Source organism: Streptacidiphilus sp. PAMC 29251, from assembly GCF_054208735.2.
The window spans coordinates 1,524,869-1,543,842 of record NZ_CM135725.2 but is presented as its reverse complement, the minus strand read 5'-3'; the positions used below and the strand labels follow the sequence as shown (position 1 = coordinate 1,543,842).

Here is an 18,974-nt window from a genome sequence, read left to right as displayed (position 1 = left end):
GCCTAGAGCTTTTTCTGCGCGCCGGACCGGCCGCGCCCCTCACCGCCCGGGAGAACACACGTGGATTTCACCGAGAACGAGGACCACCGGCTGATTCGCGAGGCCGTCCGCGACATCTGCGCCCGGTTCCCCGACGACTACTGGGCCGACCTGGAAGCACGGCATGTCTTCCCCTGGGAGTTCTACGACGCCCTGGCCAAGGGCGGCTGGATCGGCATCGCCATCCCCACCGAACTCGGCGGCGGCGGCCAGGGCATCACCGAGGCCTCCATCATCCTGGAGGAGGTCGCCGCGTCCGGGGCCTGCATGAACGGCGCCAGCGCCATCCACCTGTCCATCTTCGGGATGCACCCGGTGGTCAAGCACGGTTCGGAGGAGCTGAAGCAGCGCTATCTGCCCCGTGTCGCCAGCGGCGACCTGCATGTCGCCTTCGGGGTGACCGAGCCCGACGCCGGCATCGACACCACGGCCATCCGCACCCGGGCCGTCCGCGACGGCGACGGCTACCGGATCACCGGGCGCAAGGTCTGGACGTCCAAGGCGCTGGAGTCGGAGCGGGTGCTGCTGCTGGTCCGCACCACCCCGCTGGAGGAGTGCGCCCGGCGCACCGACGGGATGAGCCTGTTCGTGGCCGACCTCAAGGACCCGGCAGTCGGCATCCGGGCTATCCCCAAGCTCGGCCGCAATGCGGTCGCCTCCTGCGAGGTCAGCTATGACGAAGCTGTTCGTGCACGAGAGCGACCGGGTGGGGGAGGAGGGCAGGGGCTTCAGCTATCTGCTCGACGGGCTCAACGCCGAACGCGTCCTGGTCGCCTCCGAGGCGCTGGGCACCGGCCGGGCCGCGCTGCGCCGGGCGGTGGCCTACGCCAAGGAGCGCATCGTGTTCGGCCGTCCGATCGGGATGAACCAGGGCATCTCCTTCCCGCTCGCCGAGGCCCATGCCCGGCTGGGAGCAGCCGAACTGGCGATCCGTCAGGCCTCCTGGCGGATCGACCAGGGGCTGCCCTGCGGCGAGCAGGCCAACACGGCCAAGTTCCTCGCCGCGGACGCGGGCTTCCAGGCCGCCGACGCGGCGGTGCAGACCCACGGCGGCTTCGGCTACGCCACCGAGTACCACGTCGAGCGCTACTGGCGTGAGGCCCGGCTGCTGCGGATCGCGCCCATCCCGCAGGAGATGGTGCTCAACTACCTCGCCGAGCACGTGCTCTCCCTGCCGCGCTCCTACTGAACCGCGCCTCTACTGATCCAGGGAGAAGACCCCATGACCACGAGCCCTTCCGGGGCGCAGCAGCGCCCCTTCCCGCTGGCCGGCGTCAAGGTGCTGGACCTGTCCCGGGCCCTGTCCGGGCCCCTGGCCGGACGTATTCTGAGCGATCTGGGCGCGGAAGTCGTCAAGATCGAGCTGCCCGGCGCCGACATCACCCAGGCCTTCGGCCAGGTCGTCCACGGCCGCTCCGGCCTCTACACCCAGCTCAACGCCGGCAAGCAGTCGGTCGCCCTGGACCTGCGTACCGCCGAGGGCGCGCAGACCCTGACCCGGTTGGCGCAGGTCTGCGACGTGGTGGTGGAGAACTTCCGCCCCGGGGTGCTGACCCGGCTCGGCGTCGGCTGGGACGAGCTGTCCGCCGTCAACCCTTCGCTGGTGATGCTCTCCATCTCCGGCTTCGGGCAGTGGGGCCCGGAGGCCCAGCGCCAGGCCTACGCGCCGGTGATCCACGCCGAGGCCGGTCTGATCGGCCGTCAGGCCGCGCTCAGCGGGAACCCGCCGTCGGACATCGCCTTCGCCCTCGCCGACTCCCTGGGCGGCCTGCACGGCTCCATCGCGGTGCTGGCGGCGCTGCGGCTGCGCGAGCAGACGGGTCTGGGCCAGCACATCGACCTCAGCATGCTCGAAGCCATGCTCGCCACCGACGACTACACCCACTACAGCCTGGACGACCAGCCGGTCATGTCGGCCCGCGGCGAGGTCTGGGACGCCCCGGGCGGTCCGCTGCTGATCTCCTCGGACCGCCGCCACGCCTGGCGGCAGCTGGCCGCCCACTTCGGTCTGGCGGATCCGGAACCGGACGCGGAGCTGCCGCAGCGGCTGGCCGCCCGGGCCCGGCTGATCGGGCAGTGGATGGTAGGCCACACCGACCGGGAGGCGCTGAAGCGCGACCTGGAGACCGCGGGGTGGCCTGGGCCGACGTCCGCGACTCCGGCACCGTCCTGGACTCGCCGACCGCCGTGGCCCGGCAGATCGCGGTCGAGGTGGACGACGGGGTCGGCGGCGCCAGGCGGGTGGTCCGCACCCCCTACCGCTTCTCCGCCGCCGACAGCGGCCCGCGCGGCGGCGCCCCCCTGACCGGCGAGCACACCGTCGAGGTGCTCGACCGCTGGCTCGGCCAGGTCGTTGACAAGCAGATGGTCTAGTGTCCTATTATCTGGCTATGGACGAATCTATCGTCGTTGTCTCGGCCGTGCGTACCGCTCTGGGCCGCCGGGACCGCGGTCTCGCGAACGTACATCCGCTCCGCCTGCTGGGAAAGGTCCAGCGCGCGGCCGTCGAGCAGGCGGGCATCGACCCGGCGCTGGTCGGCCAGGTCATCGGAGGGGTGGTGGCCCAGGTCGGTGAGCAGTCCTTCAACGCGACGCGCACGGCCTGGCTGGCGGAAGGGCTGCCGCAGGAGGTCGCGGCCAGCACCGTGGACGCCCAGTGCGGCTCCTCGCAGCAGGCGCTCACGCTGGCCGTCGCGCTGGTCGGCTCCGGGATCACCGATGTGGCCCTGGCCTGCGGCGTCGAGTCGATGTCACGGATCCCGATCGGCTCCAACTTCCGCAAGGACTTCAACCTGGGCCGGCCGGTTCCCAAGGCCTACCAGACCCACTACGAGTTCCTGAACCAGTTCCAGGCCGCCGAGCGGATCGCCGAGAAGTACGGCATCACCCGCGAACGCGCCGACGAGCTCGGGGTCACCTCGCAGCAGCGCGCGGCCCGGGCCTGGGCCGAGGGGCGTTTCGACAGCCAGGTCGTGGACCTGTCGGTGGAGACGGAGGACGGCCAGACCGTCACCCTGACCCGGGACGAGGGCCTGCGCGTGACCACCCTGGACAAGCTGGCGACGCTCAAGCCGGCCGTCCCCGGCGGCATCCACACGGCCGGCACCGCCTCGCAGATCTCCGACGGGGCCAGCGCCGTGCTGGTGATGACCGAGCGCCGGGCCCTGGAGCTGGGCCTGACCCCGCTGGCCCGGGTGGTCGACACCCTGACCGTGGGCGTCGACCCGGTGATGATGCTGCTCGGCCCGCACGCGGCCGCCCCGAAACTGCTCGAACGCAATCGGCTGACCATGGCCGATCTCGACCTGATCGAGATCAACGAAGCCTTCGCCTCGATCGTCCTGTCCTTCCAGGACGAGACCGGAGCCGATCCGGACCGGATCAATCCGAACGGAGGAGCGATCGCGCTCGGCCACCCGCTGGGCGCGACCGGCGGCGTACTGGTGGCCAAGGCGGTGCACGAACTGCGGCGCACCGGCCACCGGTACGCACTCACCACCATGTGCTGCGGCGGCGGCCTCGGCACCGCGACGCTCCTCGAACGACTCTGACTCGAACGACTGTGAACGTGACTGCGAAAGGGCTGTAACCATGACCTACGAAGACATCGCCTACGAGGTCGACGGACCCTCGGCCGTCATCACCATCGACCGGGCCGAGCGCCTCAACGCCTTTCGGGCGAAGACGATCGAGGAGCTCATCCACGCCTTCAAGCGCGCCTGGGCCGACAAGGACGTGCGCGGCATCATCCTCACCGGCGCCGGCAGCCGGGCCTTCTGCGTGGGCGGCGACGTCAAGCAGCGCACCGAGACCGGCGACTACGGCCCCTCCGAGAACGGCCTGTTCGAGGCCACCTACCTGCACCGGCTGATCCGCGACGTGCCCAAGCCGGTGATCGCCGCGGTGAACGGCCTCGCCATCGGCGGCGGCCATGTGCTGCACGTCATCTGCGACCTGTCGATCGCGGCCGAGCACGCCAAGTTCGGGCAGGCCGGACCGCGGGTCGGCTCCTTCGACGGCGGCTTCGGCTCGGCCTACCTGTCCCGGGTGGTCGGCGAGAAGCGGGCCCGCGAGATCTGGTTCCTGCTGCGCCAGTACACCGCGGAGGAGGCCGAGCGCTGGGCCTGGTCAACAAGGTCGTCCCGGCCGAGGAACTGCTGCCCGCGGCCAAGGCCTGGGTGGAGGAGATCGCGCAGTACAGCCCGACCGCGATCCGCTTCCTCAAGCACTCGTTCAACGCCGACACCGACCACCAGGGCGGGCTGTCCCAGCTGGCCCAGGCCGGTCTTGACGTCTTCGCGCTGACCGACGAGGCCAAGGAGGGCGCCAACGCCTTCGCCGAGAAGCGCACCCCCGACTTCACCAAGCACCAGATCTGACCCGTCCCCAGGATCTGACCCTCCACAGGAGCTGAGACCGTGAGTATTTCCATCGACCTTTCCGGACAGGTGGCCGTCGTCAGCGGCGGCGGCAGCGGGATCGGGGAGGCCATCGCCAAGACCCTGGCCCAGGCGGGGGCGGCCGTCGGCATCGCCGACCTGTCCGCGCCCTCGGCCGAGCGGGTGGCCAAGGAGATCGAGGCGGCCGGCGGACGCGCGGTCGGCGTGGCCGTCGACATCGCCGACCCGCAGTCCATCGAGACCGGCCTGGCCGCGATCCGCGCCGCCCTCGGCCCGATCTCGCACCTGGTGAACAACGCGGCCGCGTGGGCGGTCAAGCCGTTCGCCGACCACACCGACCAGGACATCGACCTGGTCGTCGGGGTCACCCTCAACGGCACCATGGCGTTCACCCGGGCCGCCCTGGCCGACATCGTCGAGCAGCACGGCAGCATCGTGGTCATCAGCTCCGACGGCGCGCGGATCGGCGAGCGCTACATGAGCGTCTACGCCGCGGCCAAGGCCGGGCTGTTGGGCTTCACCAAGAGCCTCGCCCGCGAGGTCGGCCGCAAGGGCGTCAACGTCAACGCGATCGCCCCCGGCACCACCAACACCCCCGGCGGCGCCGGGTTCATCGAGCAGGCGGGCGGGGCCGAGAAGCTGGCCAAGGCCTACCCGCTCGGCCGGATCGGCGAGCCCCAGGACATCGCCAACGCCGCCCTCTTCCTGCTCTCCCCGCTCTCGTCGTGGATCACAGGCCAGGTCCTGTCGGTCAGCGGCGGCTTCACGATGGTGTGACCGACATGACTGAACTGAACTTCGCGGGCGACGTCGCCCTGGTCACCGGCGCCGGCCGCGGCATCGGCCGGGCGCACGCGCTCGAACTCGCCCGGCGCGGCGCGCGGGTGGTCGTCAATGACGTCGGCGGCGGCCTGGACGGGGCCGCCGGGGCCGACGACCCGGCGGGCGCGGTCGTGGCTGAGATCACGGCTGCCGGGGGGCAGGCCGTGGCCAACCACGACTCCGTCGCCACCCCCGAGGGCGGCGCGGCCATGGTCGCGCAGACCGTCGAGGCCTTCGGCCGGATCGACATCGTGGTCAACAACGCCGGCATCCTGCGCGACAAGAGCTTCGGCAAACTCACTGCGGCCTTGGTCGACCCGGTCATCGACGTGCACCTGCGCGGCGCCTTCCATGTGCTGATCCCCGCCTGGCAGCACATGAAGGAGCAGGGCTACGGCCGGATCGTGAACACCAGCAGCGGCTCCGGCCTCTTCGGCAACTTCGGCCAGGCCAACTACGGCGCGGCCAAGGCCGGACTGGTCGGTCTGACCCGGGTGCTGGCCGTGGAGGGCCGCAAGGTCGGGATCCGGGCCAATGTGATCGCGCCGGCCGCCTTCACCCGGATGACCGAGGAACTGCTCGGAGCCAAGGGCGACCTGCTCTCGCCGGAGTCGATCGCCCCGGTGGTGGCGTTCCTGGCCAGCCGGGACTGCGACCTCAACGGGCAGATCCTGTCGGTCGGCGGCGGGCATGTCGCGGCGGTCCAGATCACCGAGACCCGGGGCATCACCGAGAGCGGGCTCACCGCCGAGTCGGTGCGCGACCGGCTGGGCGAGATCTTCGACACCGAGGGGGCGTTCACCCCGACCCACCTCGGCGAGGAGCTGAAGGAGCTGGTGGCGGCCCTGGAGAAGGTCCACGCATGATCTCCTTCGCGTTCACGCGCGAGCAGGAGGACTTCCGCAAGGAGCTCCGTCGGTTCGCCCACACGGAGCTGGCACCCAAGTACGTCCAGCGGGCCGCCGTCGCGGAGTTCCCCTGGGACGCGCACAAGCAGCTGGCCGAGCTGGGCGTGCTGGGGATCGGGCTGCCGGAGGCCTACGGCGGCACCGGCGATCCCGACCCGATCAGCCTCGGCATCGCCACCGAGGCCCTGGCCTACGGCGACCTCAACGTCGCCGCCGCACCGGTCCAGGTGGGCCTGGTCGCCGCCCAACTGGCCTTCCAGGGGCAGGAGTCGGTGGTCGAGCGCTATGTCCCGCGGCTGATCGCGGGCGAGATCGTGGCCGCCATCGCGGTCACCGAGCCCTCCGCCGGGTCGGACGCGTCCCAGCTCCGGTCGGTGGCCCGGCCGGTGCCGGGCGGCTGGAAGCTGTCCGGGGAGAAGATCGCGATCACCCATGCGGTGACCGCCGCGATCGGGCTGGTCTACGCCCGGCATCCGGGCAGCGAGGGCCACCGCGGCATCAGCTGCTTCCTGGTGGACCTGGACGCCCCCGGCGTGACCCGCGGGGCGATGCCGGGCATGGGGGCGCTGCCGCTGGGCTGGGGCACGCTCTCCTTCGAGGACGTCTTCGTCCCGGCCGACCACCTGGTGGGCGAGGAGGGGCGCGGCTTCGCCGGAGCCATGCACCACTTCGACTTCAGCCGGCCCGCCCTGGGCCTGCTGTGCCTCGGGGCGGCGCAGGCGAGCGTGGACGAGGCGGTGCTCTGGGCCCAGCAGCGGGAAGCCTTCGGCCGTCCCATCGCGGCGTTCCAGGGCGTCTCCTTCCCGCTGGCGGAGCACGCCACCAAGATGGAGGCGGCGCGCTGGCTCTGCTACCGCGCCCTGTGGGCGCGGGACGCGGGGGAGGCCCACACCGACCTCGCCGCGATGTGCAAGTGGTGGCCGCCGCAGGTCGCCAAGGAGGCCATCGAGACGTCCTGGGTGACCCACGGCAACCTCGGCTACTCCACCGAACTGCCGCTGCAGCAGCGCTATCGCGACGTGGCGAGCTACCTGGTCGCGGACGGCACCGCGGCGATCCAGAAGCGGATCATCGCGTCGCGGATGTTCGGACCGGTGGCGACGCTGTGACCACGGTCGGCGTCTCGGTGCACGACAGCCTGATGGTCTCGGACCCGGTGCTGCGCCGCCGGATCCTGGACCGGGTCGGCGAGGCGGGTCTTGACCACGTCGGGGTCGGCGACCATGTCAGCTTCCACGGCGGCACCGGCTTCGACGGCCTGGTCGCGGCGACCTCGGTGCTGTCCAGCCATGACGCGCTGCGGGTCGTGGTCGGCGTCTATCTGCTGGGCCTGCGGCACCCGCTGCTCGCGGCCCGGCAGCTGGCCTCGATCAGCCAGATCGCCCCGGGCCGGCTGGTCCTCGGCGTGGGCGTGGGCGGGGAGGACCGCAGCGAGATCAGCAACAGCGGGGTGGACCCGGCCACCCGGGGCCGCCGGCTGGACGAGTCGCTGGCGCTGATGCGGCGGCTGGCGGACGGTGCGCCGGTGGACCACGACGGGGAGTTCTTCCAGCTGGAGGCAGCCGCCGTGCTGCCCGCACCGGTCCCGCCGGTGCCGCTGGTGGTCGGCGGCCGGGGGGAGGCAGCGGTGCGCCGAACCGCCGAGCACGGGGACGGTTGGCTCGGCATCTTCTGCTCCGCCCGGCGCTTCGCCGAGACCCGGCAGCGGATCGCCGAGGCGGCCGAGGCCCGTGGGCGCCCGGTCCCAGGCTGGTACGGGCTCAACGTCTGGTGCGGTCTTGACCAGGACGAGGCCCGTGCCAGGAGCCTGCTCGCCCGCGAGCTGGAGTCGCTGTACCGGCTGCCGTACGAGAAGTTCCAGCATGTCGCCCCGTCGGGCACCCCGGCGCAGGTGGCGGAGTGGCTCGCCCCCTTCACTGCCGACGCCGAGCACCTCACACTGATTCCGGCAGCCTCCTCACCCGAGGCGGGCATCGACCACGTCGCCGAGGTGCGTCGGCACCTGCTCGCCGGGTGAGGACAGCTGCGGATACAGTTGTTCGTTCGGCAGTCTGTTCGGCAGTCTGTTCGGCCCCGATCCAAGGAAAGCAGGAGAACGCCTTGTCTCCCAAGACCCAGACGGACTCCGTCGAGTGGATGCGACAGCAGTGGTCGGGCCACGGTGAGCCGGCCGCCGCGCAGTTCGCCGCCATGGCGTCGGTCCTGCGCACCTCGGTCGTGGTCACCGCCGAGATCGACCGGGTGCTCAAGCTGCAGAAGCTGACCAGGACCGCCTACCTGGTCATGGTGACCCTGCAGATGTCGCGCGACGCCTCCCGGCCGCTGGGGCAGCTGAGCAAGGCGCTGCTGGTGCACCCCACCACGGTGACCATGGTGATCGACCAGCTGGAGAAGCTCGGCATGGTCGCCCGCTCGCCGCACCCCTCGGACCGCCGCACCATCCTGGCCACGCTGACCGACCAGGGGCAGGACAAGGTCAGGCAGGCCAGCGCGGCCCTGGCCGAGGTCGGTTTCGGTCTCGGCGGGATCGACGACGAGGCCGCGGACCAGCTGGTCCTCGACCTGCGCTCGGTCCGCGAGGGCCTTGGCGACTTCGGCTGAGGCGCCCGTTCGCGCCCGTTCAGGCACTGCTGTGGCCCCACTCCCCGCGCGGGGAATGGGCCACTGTCATGCCCAGAGCTCTAACTAACAATGATCTATTAAACTATATTCGAGCACTAGACTTCTTGCGTGTTTCCGCCGTATAACAGAGGTATCCCACCCCATCCATAGGTCTGGGGTCTGCCTTGTGAGGTATCCACGTGAGCGTCCTCGATCAACCCCTGCGCCCCCAGGACCGGTACAGCGCGGAGACGATCTCCGCCTTCCGCGCCCAGGGCTACTGGCGCGACGATGTCCTGAGCGGGTCCATCGACCGCTGGGCGGCCGAACGTCCTGACGCCGTCCTCCTCACCGACGGCTACGGCTCGCTGACGGCGTCGCAGCTCCAGGCGGACGCCTACCGCTTCGCCGGGGCGCTGCGCGGCCTCGGGGTCGGCCCGGGGGACCGGGTCCAGGTGCAGCTGCCCAACTGGAACGAGTTCGTGGTCGCCTATGTGGCGATCGCCAGGATCGGGGCGGTGCTGGTCCCCACCATGCCGATCTACCGGCACGACGAGGTCCGCCACGTGCTGGACCACTCCGGGGCCAAGGTCTCCATCGTCCCCGGGGTGTTCCGCGGCTTCGACTACGCCGCCATGCTCGACGAGATCCGCCCCGGCTGTCCCGGCCTGGGCCAGGTCGTCACCGTGCGGGCCGAGGCGCGGGAGGGGGCGCTGCGGTTCGAGGACCTGGTCGCCGGACCGGTCCCGACGGCCGAGGAACTGGGCGCCACGCCGTCCGCCGACGCGCCGCACTGCATCATCTACACCTCGGGCACCGAGTCCCGCCCCAAGGGCTGCCTGCACACCTTCAACACCCTCACCTTCACCGTGCACGCCCTCGGCGAGGGGGTGCTCGGCCTGGGCGCCGAGGACGTGATGTTCATGCCGTCCCCGGTCACCCACGCCACCGGCCTGGCCATGGGGGTGACCGCGCCGCTGCTGCTGGGCAGCGCCATCCACCTGATGGACGTCTGGGAGCCCAAGAGCGCGCTGGACCGGATCGCCGAGTACCAGTGCACCGCGAGCATGACGGCCACCCCGTTCGTGCAGATGGCCCATGACGTGATCCTGGACTCCCCGGCCTCGGCCGGCCTGATCGGCACCATGCGCCGCTGGATCTGCGCGGGGGCGCCGATCCCCGAGGCGATGCTCCGCAACTGGTCCGAGCACGTCCCCGGCTGCACGTTGCTGCCGGTCTACGGCCGCTCGGAGGGGCTGCTGGTGACCGCCTGCTCGGTGGACGACTCCCCGGCCGAGATCCTCTCCTCGGACGGCCGGGCCTTCCCCGGCGTGGTGCTGGAGATCCGCGACCCGGAGGGCGTCCCCGTCGCCGCGGGCGAGGAGGGCGAGATCTGCCACGGCGGCCCCGGCCTGATGCTCGGCTACTGGAACGACCCGGAGCGCACCGCGGCCTCGATCGACGAGCACGGCGTCTCCGCCTCCGGCGACCTGGGCCGGGTCGACGCCGACGGCTATCTGCGGGTCACCGGGCGGATCAAGGATCTGATCATCCGCGGCGGGACCAATATCTCCGCTGCCGAGGTGGAGAACCACCTGTTCACCCACCCCAGGGTGGCCGCGGTGGCGGTGGTGGCCGTCCCCGACGCCCGGCTCGGCGAGAAGGCCTGCGCCTTCGTCGTCCCGCACGGCGAGCCGCCGACCCTGGCGGAACTCACCGCCTATCTGCGCGACGAGCGCCGCATTGCGATGCAGAAGCTGCCGGAGATGCTGCAGATCGTGGACGAGCTCCCGATGACCACCACCGGGAAGATCCAGAAGTTCCTGCTCCGGGCCCAGGCCCGCTCGATCGTCGAGGGCGGCGCGTAACACCTCAACGAACGCAACGTCAGAACGGCTGCTGCCGCAGGGACTTGAGTCCCTGCGGCAGCAGCCGTTGGTGGCCTTCGGACCGTCAGGCCGTGACGCGGTCGATCCAGGCGAGCAGGTCCGCCTCGACCTCGGCGCGGTTGGTCTCGTTGAGGATCTCGTGCCGGCCGCCGGGGTAGGGCTTGTAGGTCACGTCGGCCACCCCGGCGTCCCGGTAGCGCTGGACCAGCAGGTCGGTGAGCGCGAGATCGGCGTTCAGCGGGTCCTTGTCACCGACGAACACATAGATCGGCAGGGTCGACGGGACCGACTTGGGGTCCGCCCAGCGCGCGCTGGCCTCGAACAGCTCGCCGAGCGAGCGCGGAGCCAGGCTGAAACCGGTCCAGGGGTCGGCGAGGTAGGCGTCGACCTGGGCGTTGTCGCGGGTGAGCCAGTCGAAGGGGGTGCGTGCGGGCTCGAACGGCGCGTTGAACTGCGCCATCACATCGCCGTTGGCGTCGGGTTCGGCGCTCATGTACGGCAGCAGCGCGTCGATGGCGGTGGTGCCGGCGATCGCCACGCCCGCCAGCAGGTCACCGTGGTCGAGGATGTACTGCTGGGAGGCGAAGGAGCCCAGGCTGTGCCCGACCAGGACCAGCGGCAGCCCCGGGTGCCGGGCCTTGAGCAGCTCCGACAGTGCGACCAGGTCCTCCACCAGGAGGTTCCAGCCGTTGGCGCCGAGGTCGCCGGGGGTGCCGGTGATGCTGGTGCCATGGCCGCGGTGGTCGTCCGCGTAGACCGCGAAACCGGCGGCGGGGGTCTCGGCGAGGTGGGAGTAGCGGGCGGCGTGGTCGCCCATGCCGTGGGCGATCTGGACGATGCCCCGCGGCTCGCCCTCCGGGAGCCACTCATGGACGTGGAGTACGGTGCCGTCACTGCTGTTGTAGGTGAACACGGGTGTGTCTCCGTCTCGCGGGAGTTGGGTGGTGGATGGCGATTAGTCAATCACCGTTCACTAGCTTCGGGAAGCTCTAGTGCTCGACTGTCTAGCTGTCGTGCTATGCGAAATTCGGGGTTCGCTTCTCGATGAAGGCCCTGATTCCCTCCTGGCCGTCGTGCTTGTCGAACAGTTCCGTCTCCCGGACCGCCTCGCGGGCCAGGCCCACGCTGAGCGGCAGGTCCTCGGACTCCCCGACGCAGCGCAGGATCGCCGACAGCGCGGCGGGCGACCGGCCGGCGATGACCTCGGCGAGGCCCAGGGCTTCCGATTCCGCCTGGCCCGGCTCGGTGAGCCGGTCGATCAGGCCGATCGACAGGGCTTCGTCGGCGTCGACCTCGCGGGCGGTCAGCATGATGTCCAGGGCCCGGCCGCGGCCGACCAGGCGCGGCAGCCGCTGGGTGCCGCCGGCTGCCGCGATCAGGCCGAGCTTGGGCTCCGGCAGCCCGAACCGGGCCGTGCGGGAGCCGACCCGCAGGGTGGCGGCGAGGGCGAGTTCCAGCCCGCCGCCCAGGGCGAGGCCCTCGACGGCCGCGATCGACGGCCGCGGCTGGGACGCCAGCCGCTCGATCCCGCCGCGCAGGGCGGTTCCGTAGGCCTCGAAGCCCGCGGTGTCCAGGTCGCGCATGTGCTTGATGTCAGCCCCGGCGGCGAAGAAGCCGGGCAGGGTCGAGCGCAGCACCAGCACCCGGGCTTCGTCGCTGCCCTCGAACGCGTCCAGCGCGGTGTGCAGGGCGTCCAGCAGCGGGACGCCGAGTGCGTTGGCGGGGGGCCGGTTCAGGGTGACCAGGAAGATCCGGCCGCGCTGCTCGTGGCTGACGGGGGTGGGGGTGTCGTTCATGGTGGGCGGCTCCGTGGGAGGGGGTGGCGGGGGTCTCAGACGGTGGGATCTCAGACGGTGGGGTCTCGGGCGGTGGGCTCTCAGGCGGTGGGCCAGGCGGCGGCGATGGCGCGCTTGTCGGTCTTGCCGGCGTCGGACATCGGCAGCGGCTCGTGGCCCAGGCACCATTCGGCCGGTACTTCGAACTTGGCCAGGGCCGGTGCGATGTGCGCGGCCAGTTCCTCGGCGGTGACGGAGGCGTCCGGCGCCAGCTGGACCAGGGCGGCCACGCGCTCGCCGAGGTCCTGGTCGGGGCGGCCGATCACGGCGGCGTTGACCACGGCCGGGTGCGTGAGCAGCGCCCCCTCGATCCGGGCGGGGGAGATGTTCTCGCCGCCGCGGATGATCAGATCCTTGATCCGGCCGGTGACATAGAGCAGCCCGTCCTCCACCCGGCCCAGGTCGCCGGTGTGCACAAAGCCCTCCTCGTCGAGCAGGTCGGGCTGGTCGGCACCCCAGTAGCCGAGCAGCTGGCCGGGGGTGCGCACCACGATCTCGCCCTGCCCGTCCGGGTCCGGTGCGTCGATGCGCAGCTCGACCACGGGCAGCGGGCGACCGGCGGTGGCGGGGTGCTCCGCCATCACGCTGCCGGAGGCGGAGGCGACGGTGCCGCCGGTCTCGGTCATCCCGTAGACGGTGGACAGGCCCTTCTTGGCGTTGGGGAAGTACTGCCGCAGCCGTTCCAGCAGCCGGGGCTGAACCGGCGTGCCGCCCATGGAGATGGACCGGACGCTGGACAGGTCGCGCTGCCCCACCGAGGGGTGCTCCAGCACCCGGGCGGCCATGGTGGGCACGGCGCCCCAGACGGTGATGCCCTCGCGCTCGATCAGGTCCAGCACCTCGCCGGGGTCGTAGCGCCCCTTGAGGAAGACCACGGTGTTGCCGCCCAGCAGGGTGAGCATCAGCGACTGGATCCCGCCGATGTGGAACAGCGGGCCGCTCTGCAGGCTGACGGCGGGGGAGCGGGCCGGGTCGATCTGGTGCGGCAGCCGCCGGGAGACGACCAGCAGGTTGTGCAGGTTCGCCAGGATGGAGCGGTGGGCCAGTACCACGGCCTTGGGGTGTCCGGTGGTGCCGGCGGTGAAGATGATCGCCGCGGGGTCGTCCTCGTCCCCGTCCGGTGCCGGGGGCGGCACGTCCGCACTGCCCGCCGGGTCTGCCCCGCCCGGAGCCAGCGTGGCCACGTCGAGGCCGTCCGCGTCGGCGGGCACCAGCCGCAGCCGGACCTCGTCCGCGACCACCAGGGTGGGCTGGATCACGCCGACCGCGAACTCCACGTCGGGGGCGCTCCACCAGCTGTTGCCCAGGGCGACCACGGCGCCGAGCCGGAAGCCCGCCCACATGGTCACCACCCACTCGATCGAGTTGGGCGACAGCAGCAGCAGTCGGTCGCCCGGGCGCAGGCCCCGTGCGTGCAGGAGCCCCGCCACCCGGTCGACCTCGGTGAACATCTCGGCGAAAGTCAGCCGCCGGTCGCCCTGGACCAGGTGGGTGCGGGCCCCCCAGCGCTCAGCGTCCTCCAGCAGCTGGGCGACGCGGGTGCGCCGGGGCGTGTAGAGCAGGAACGGAACGCCCGAGGTGCGCCGCTCAACGGTGTTTCCCCATTCGAAAGCCATGTGCGCCATCCTCTCGCGAAGCCCAAAAATAGTCTAGACATCAATACTCGACAGCACGACCATTTGTGTCTAGGGTATCTGGCATGACGACCCAGGAACGTGAAGCGGTGATGCCGCAGTCGGTGATCGACGACGACATGGTCGCCGCGATGCAGGCGAAAGCAGGTGCGCAGCTGCGCATCGACCATTCGGTGAACAACGAACTCGCGTCACGCATCGCGGTGACCAAGTTCGCCGGCGGCATCGGCGACATCAACCCGCTGTGGACCGACCAGGAGCACGCACGCCGCTCGCCCTACCGGGCCCCGGTCGCGCCGCCCTCGTTCGTCATCGGCTGCTTCTCCGGCATCCAGTTCGGCTGGCCCGGCCTCGGCTCGTTCCACTCGCAGTCGCACCTGACCTTCGAACGCCCGATCTACTGGGGTGACACCGTGGACTCGGGCTGTGTCTACGAGGGTTTCGACGGCCCCTCCCCGAGCAGTTTCGCCGGGCGGACGGTGACCGACCGGTTCCTGAACACCTACACCAACCAGCACGGTGAGCGGATCGCCAGCATCGCCTGGAAGGTGATCAACTTCGAGCGCGGCAACGCCGCCGCCCGCAAGAAGAGCGGGGCTGCCAAGGCCGAACTGGTGCTGCCGCACCCCTGGACCGAGCCGGAACTGAAGGAGATCGAGGCCGGGATCCTGGCCGAGACCCCGCGCGGGGCCGAGCCCAGGTACTGGGAGGACGTCAAGGAGGGCGCCCTGCTCGACGTGGTCACCAAGGGCCCGATCGGGCTGACCGACGAGATAGCGTTCGTGGCCGGCGGCGGCACCCCGATCCCGCGCCTCAAGGCGCACGCGGCCGCCCTGCACGACTACCAGGACCACCCGGCCTGGTCCTTCCGCGACCCGGTCACCGGCGCCCAGGAACCGATCTACTCGGTGCACTACAACCTGCAGGCCGCCCGCGCGATGAGCGTGGCCTTCCAGTACGACGTGGGCTTCCAGCGCCAGTGCTGGCAGATCCACCAGCTGACCCACTGGGCCGGCGACCACGCCTGGATCAAGGAGGCCACCGCCGAGTACCGCCGCTTCGTCTACCTCTCCGACGTGGTCGAGCTGCGCGGCACGGTCACCGGCAAGCGCGTGGACGCCGACGGCGAGCACGTGGTCGACATCAGGACCGAGGCGGTGAACCAGCGCGGCGAGGTGGTCATGCCGGGCACCGCCGTCATCGCCCTGCCCAGCCTGGGTACGGACGGATCGCCGGCCGGGCGCCGGGCCAGGGAGACGCAGTGACGGCGCGCCCCACGCTCGACGCCTTCCTCGCCGAGGCCGACCAGTGGCTCGCCGAGCGCTACCCCAAGGCCGCCGACACCGGCCGCGGCCGCTTCGCCTGGGGCGAGGGCAGCGACGAGGTGCGGGTCTTCCAGGAGCCGGACCCGGTCGAGGAGGCCGACGCGCTCCCTGCGATCCGGCAGTGGCGCAGCGACCTGTGGCAGAGCGGCTACGGCTGGATCTCCGGGCCCACCGAGTACGGCGGCGCGGGCCTCCCGAGTGCCTATCAGCGCGCGTTCGAGCAGCTGACCCGGCGTTACCAGGTGCCGGGGGACTCCTCGCTGACGATCAGTCTGGGCATGATCGCTCCCACCATCCTGCGCCACGGCGACGAGGAGCAGCGGCAGCACTGGCTGCCGCGGCTTTACAGCGGCGAGCAGATCGCCTGCCAGCTGTTCAGCGAGCCCGGCGCGGGCTCCGACCTGGCCTCGCTGAGCACCCGGGCGGTGCGGGACGGGGACAGCTGGCGGATCACCGGCCAGAAGGTGTGGACCTCCGGCGCGCATCTCGCTGACGTCGGCGAGATCATCTGCCGTACGGCGGACGAGCCGCGGCACAAGAACCTGACCGCGTTCCTGGTCGACATGCACGCCCCCGGCGTCGAGGTCCGTCCGCTGCGGCAGATGACCGGCGGCGCGGCCTTCAACGAGGTCTTCCTGGACGACGTGGTGGTCCATGACTCGCGCCGGCTGGACGCCGAGGGCAACGGCTGGAAGGTCGGGCTGACCACGCTCGGCCATGAGCGCAACGCGATGGGGCACAGCGCCTTCGGCGGCGCCGGGATCCTCTCCACCGAGCGGCTGATCGCCCTGGTGCGGTCCGTGGAACTGGACCAGGACCCGGTGGTGCGCCAGGAGTTCGCCGAACTGATCTCGCAGCTGCGGGCCGCCCGCTACACCCAGGCGGTGATGGCGGCACGGGCCAAGGCCGGTCAGGCCCCCGGGCCCGAGATCGCCCTGAACAAGATCGCACTGTCGGACAACATGAAGCGCCTGGGGGAGTTCGTCGCCGACGTCCTCGGCCCGGCCCTGGTCGCGGACACCGGCGCCTGGGGCACCTACGCCTGGACCTCGGTGGTACTGGGCGCGCCGGGATACCGGCTGGGCGGCGGCACCGACGAGGTCCTCAAGAACACCATCGCGCAGCGGGTCCTCGGCCTGCCCCGCGCGACCTGAGGAGCAACGAACCATGGCCATCAACGACGACCTCGCGCTGAGCGACGACCAGCGCGACCTGCAGCAGACGCTGCGCGACATCCTCGAGGACAAGCTCAGCTCGCAGGCCCTGCGCGCCCAGCTGGGCGGCAACGGCAACGGCAACGGCAACGGCGACACCGACCCCGGCAACACCGACCCCGGCTTCGACCGCGAGCTGTGGCAGCAGCTCGCCCGCGACCTGGGCCTCGCCGCCCTGGTCGTCCCCGAGGAGCACGGCGGTCTGGGGCTCGGCCCGGCGGAGGCCGCGATCGTCCACGAGGAGCTGGGCCGCTTCCTCTACCCGGGCCCCTTCCTGGCCACCAGCCTTGCCACCGCGGCCCTGACCGCGTCCGAGGACCCGGCCGCCCAGAAGCAGTGGCTGCCGCGGATCGCCTCGGGGGAGTGCATCGGGACCTTCGCCGGCTCCGACGCCCGCGGGAACTGGGACACCGGACCTACGGCGGTGCGGGCGGGTCGGGCCGACGGCGAGTGGCAGCTGGACGGCGCCCGTGCGTTCGTGCCGGCCGGCCATGTCGCGGACCTCCTGCTGGTGCCGGCCAGGACCGAGCAGGGGCCCTCGCTCTTCCTGGTGCAGGCCGGCGCCGCGGGCCTGTCTGCGCACGCCGTCCCCGGTCTCGACCTGACCCGGAAGCTCGCCGCGGTCAGCTTCGCGGGCACCCCGGCGGTCCTGGTCGGAGCCGAGGGCGGGGCCGAACCGGTGCTGCGCGCGGTGCGGCACACCCTGCTGCTGGCGACGGCCGCCGAGGCCGCCGGGGGCATCGACTGGTGCCTGCGGGCCGGGGTCGAGCACGCCAAGGACCGCCAGCAGTTCGGCCGTCCGATCGGCTCCTTCCAGGCGGTGGCCCACATCTGCGTGGACATCCTCGGCCATCTGGAGACGGCCAGAGCGACAGCCCGCTACGCCGCTGTCGCCACCGCCCAGCACGACCCGGAGGCCGCGTTGGCCGCGAACGTGGCCGCGCTCCGCTCGGGGGAGGCGTACCGCACCGTCACCGAGGCGACCATCCACCTCTTCGGCGGCACCGGGTTCACCTGGGAGCACGACGCCCATCTGTACTACCGGCGGGCCTGGTCCGCCCAGCAGCTGGCCGGCGGCGCCCGCCGGCACCGCGAGGCCGTCGCCGAGCTGGCCGGGCTGTGACCGTGACGGATGCTCAGGCCGAGGCCGACTCCGTGGCTGAGGCCCAGGCCGAGCGGCGTGCGCTCGCGGTGAAGCTGGGCGAGGCGCTGCGCCAGGCGATCGACGAGATCGTGTGCACGGAGGCGCCCGCCCCCGCGCTGGCCGCCGCCGTCGAATCGGCGCGTGAGCTGCTGGCTCGGCTCCAGGGGCATCGCAGGCCCCCGAACCAGCTCGCCTCGCTGGACCGGACCGTCTACGGACCCCGGATCCACAGCCCCGCCGCGGGCGAGGGCAACCCGCTCGCACCGCCCGTCCTCGCCTACCGCACCGAAGAGGGGATGGCGTCGGTGGTGGAACTGGGCCGCGCCTACGAGGGGCCGCCCGGCTTCGTCCATGGCGGCATCAGCGCGGTGCTGATGGACGAGATGCTGGGCCGGGCCGCGGTCGCGGCGGCCCGGTACGGCCTGACCGCGCAGCTGACCATGTCCTACCGGCGCCCGGTCCCGCTGCGGACCCCGCTGGTGCTGCGCGCCCGTGTCACGCAGGTGGAGGGCCGTCGCACCACCCTGGTCGGGACGATCGCCACGGTGGCGGACCCGGGGACGGTGCTGGTCGAGGCGGTCGGACAGTTCGTCCAGCCCCGCGTCCCGCTGTGGGCGTCGGACCTGCGGGCGTCGGACCTGCCGGTGTCGGACCTGCCTGTGCCGGACCTAGCTGTGTCGGACCCACCTATGGAGGAGACCCGTTGTGAATCCTGATGCTGCCGGAACCACCGGGGCGCCCTTCACCCACGACGTGGAGCGGGGAAAGATCCGCGAATTCGCCCGGGCCACCGGGGCCCGCCGCCCGCACCCCTGGGAGGGCGAGGCGCCGGTCATCCCGCCCACCTTTCTGACCACCCGGTTCTTCTGGGCCGAGGGCGACGCCCAGGTGTGGGACGCGCTCGACTTCAACTGGAAGCGGGGCCTGCACGCCGAGCAGGAGTACGTCTTCCACGGCCCGCCGCCGCAGGCCGGCACCCGGCTCACCGGCCGGACCAGGATCGCCGAGGTCTACCAGAAGGAGGGCCGGCGCGGCGGGGCGATGTCCTTCGCGGTCCTGGTCACCGAGTTCCACGACGAGAGCGGACGACTGGTGGCGGAGGACCGGATGACCGTGGTGGAGACCGGGAAGCCGCCCGCGCAGGAGCCGCAGTGACCAGCCGA

At 71.7% G+C, this 18,974-nt stretch carries 17 protein-coding genes and 3 pseudogenes; 17 read left to right on the top strand and 3 right to left on the bottom strand.

What is annotated here, in order from left to right:
• Positions 1-60 precede the first annotated feature (60 nt).
• The 12 genes and pseudogenes from ACXKR8_RS07320 to ACXKR8_RS07265 all read left to right on the top strand — a co-directional run.
• Positions 61-660 (top strand): annotated as a pseudogene (locus ACXKR8_RS07320) (acyl-CoA dehydrogenase family protein); the annotation flags it as partial.
• Positions 661-712: 52 nt separating this feature from the next.
• Positions 713-1,228, top strand: coding sequence for an acyl-CoA dehydrogenase family protein (locus tag ACXKR8_RS07315; protein ID WP_462100381.1), 516 nt, complete (start codon positions 713-715; stop codon positions 1,226-1,228).
• 33 nt (positions 1,229-1,261) lie between these two features.
• Positions 1,262-2,140 (top strand): annotated as a pseudogene (locus ACXKR8_RS07310) (CaiB/BaiF CoA transferase family protein); the annotation flags it as partial.
• Complete coding sequence (locus tag ACXKR8_RS07305; RefSeq protein WP_462100380.1) at positions 2,116-2,412, top strand: CoA transferase; 297 nt, start codon at positions 2,116-2,118, stop codon at positions 2,410-2,412. The pseudogene ACXKR8_RS07310 and the gene ACXKR8_RS07305, both read left to right, overlap by 25 nt.
• Before the next feature lie 17 nt (positions 2,413-2,429).
• Positions 2,430-3,590, top strand: coding sequence for an acetyl-CoA C-acyltransferase (locus ACXKR8_RS07300; RefSeq protein WP_458272073.1), 1,161 nt, complete (start codon positions 2,430-2,432; stop codon positions 3,588-3,590).
• 40 nt (positions 3,591-3,630) lie between these two features.
• Positions 3,631-4,418, top strand: a pseudogene (locus ACXKR8_RS07295) (enoyl-CoA hydratase-related protein).
• Positions 4,419-4,457: 39 nt separating this feature from the next.
• Positions 4,458-5,216, top strand: a complete 759-nt coding sequence (locus tag ACXKR8_RS07290; RefSeq protein WP_458272071.1) for an SDR family NAD(P)-dependent oxidoreductase — start codon at positions 4,458-4,460, stop codon at positions 5,214-5,216.
• A gap of 5 nt (positions 5,217-5,221) precedes the next feature.
• On the top strand, positions 5,222-6,127 hold the full coding sequence (locus tag ACXKR8_RS07285; protein WP_458272070.1) for an SDR family NAD(P)-dependent oxidoreductase: 906 nt from the start codon (positions 5,222-5,224) through the stop codon (positions 6,125-6,127).
• The gene (locus ACXKR8_RS07280; protein ID WP_458272069.1) at positions 6,124-7,278 is read left to right on the top strand and encodes an acyl-CoA dehydrogenase family protein; all 1,155 of its coding nucleotides are present in this window, start codon (positions 6,124-6,126) and stop codon (positions 7,276-7,278) included. Before ACXKR8_RS07285 ends, ACXKR8_RS07280 begins: the two co-directional genes overlap by 4 nt.
• On the top strand, positions 7,275-8,186 hold the full coding sequence (locus ACXKR8_RS07275) for an LLM class flavin-dependent oxidoreductase (protein WP_458272068.1): 912 nt from the start codon (positions 7,275-7,277) through the stop codon (positions 8,184-8,186). Before ACXKR8_RS07280 ends, ACXKR8_RS07275 begins: the two co-directional genes overlap by 4 nt.
• Before the next feature lie 83 nt (positions 8,187-8,269).
• Positions 8,270-8,770, top strand: a complete 501-nt coding sequence (locus tag ACXKR8_RS07270; RefSeq protein ID WP_458272067.1) for a MarR family winged helix-turn-helix transcriptional regulator — start codon at positions 8,270-8,272, stop codon at positions 8,768-8,770.
• Between the two features lie 200 nt (positions 8,771-8,970).
• Positions 8,971-10,638, top strand: a complete 1,668-nt coding sequence (locus tag ACXKR8_RS07265; RefSeq protein ID WP_458272066.1) for an AMP-binding protein — start codon at positions 8,971-8,973, stop codon at positions 10,636-10,638.
• 85 nt (positions 10,639-10,723) lie between these two features.
• Here ACXKR8_RS07265 and ACXKR8_RS07260 read toward each other — a convergent pair whose 3' ends face one another.
• The 3 genes from ACXKR8_RS07260 to ACXKR8_RS07250 form a co-directional block, all read right to left on the bottom strand.
• On the bottom strand, positions 10,724-11,572 hold the full coding sequence (locus ACXKR8_RS07260) for an alpha/beta fold hydrolase (RefSeq protein ID WP_462100379.1): 849 nt from the start codon (positions 11,570-11,572) through the stop codon (positions 10,724-10,726).
• Between the two features lie 103 nt (positions 11,573-11,675).
• A complete protein-coding gene (locus ACXKR8_RS07255; protein WP_458272064.1) occupies positions 11,676-12,455 on the bottom strand; it encodes an enoyl-CoA hydratase/isomerase family protein in 780 nt (259 codons plus the stop codon).
• 80 nt (positions 12,456-12,535) lie between these two features.
• On the bottom strand, positions 12,536-14,110 hold the full coding sequence (locus ACXKR8_RS07250) for a class I adenylate-forming enzyme family protein (RefSeq protein ID WP_458272063.1): 1,575 nt from the start codon (positions 14,108-14,110) through the stop codon (positions 12,536-12,538).
• A gap of 83 nt (positions 14,111-14,193) precedes the next feature.
• On the opposite strand from ACXKR8_RS07250, the gene ACXKR8_RS07245 reads away from it, so the two are divergent.
• From ACXKR8_RS07245 to ACXKR8_RS07225, 5 genes are read left to right on the top strand one after another with little or no spacing between them, the layout of a single operon-like run.
• Complete coding sequence (locus tag ACXKR8_RS07245) at positions 14,194-15,393, top strand: FAS1-like dehydratase domain-containing protein (protein WP_458272062.1); 1,200 nt, start codon at positions 14,194-14,196, stop codon at positions 15,391-15,393.
• Positions 15,390-16,607 (top strand): acyl-CoA dehydrogenase family protein, encoded by a 1,218-nt coding sequence (locus ACXKR8_RS07240; protein ID WP_458272061.1) that lies wholly within the window; start codon positions 15,390-15,392, stop codon positions 16,605-16,607. Before ACXKR8_RS07245 ends, ACXKR8_RS07240 begins: the two co-directional genes overlap by 4 nt.
• A 13-nt stretch (positions 16,608-16,620) precedes the next feature.
• Positions 16,621-17,790, top strand: coding sequence for an acyl-CoA dehydrogenase family protein (locus ACXKR8_RS07235; protein WP_458272060.1), 1,170 nt, complete (start codon positions 16,621-16,623; stop codon positions 17,788-17,790).
• 2 nt (positions 17,791-17,792) lie between these two features.
• The gene (locus tag ACXKR8_RS07230) at positions 17,793-18,527 is read left to right on the top strand and encodes a PaaI family thioesterase (protein WP_458272059.1); all 735 of its coding nucleotides are present in this window, start codon (positions 17,793-17,795) and stop codon (positions 18,525-18,527) included.
• A complete protein-coding gene (locus tag ACXKR8_RS07225) occupies positions 18,517-18,966 on the top strand; it encodes an FAS1-like dehydratase domain-containing protein (RefSeq protein WP_458272058.1) in 450 nt (149 codons plus the stop codon). Before ACXKR8_RS07230 ends, ACXKR8_RS07225 begins: the two co-directional genes overlap by 11 nt.
• The last annotated feature ends 8 nt before the right edge of the window (positions 18,967-18,974 follow it).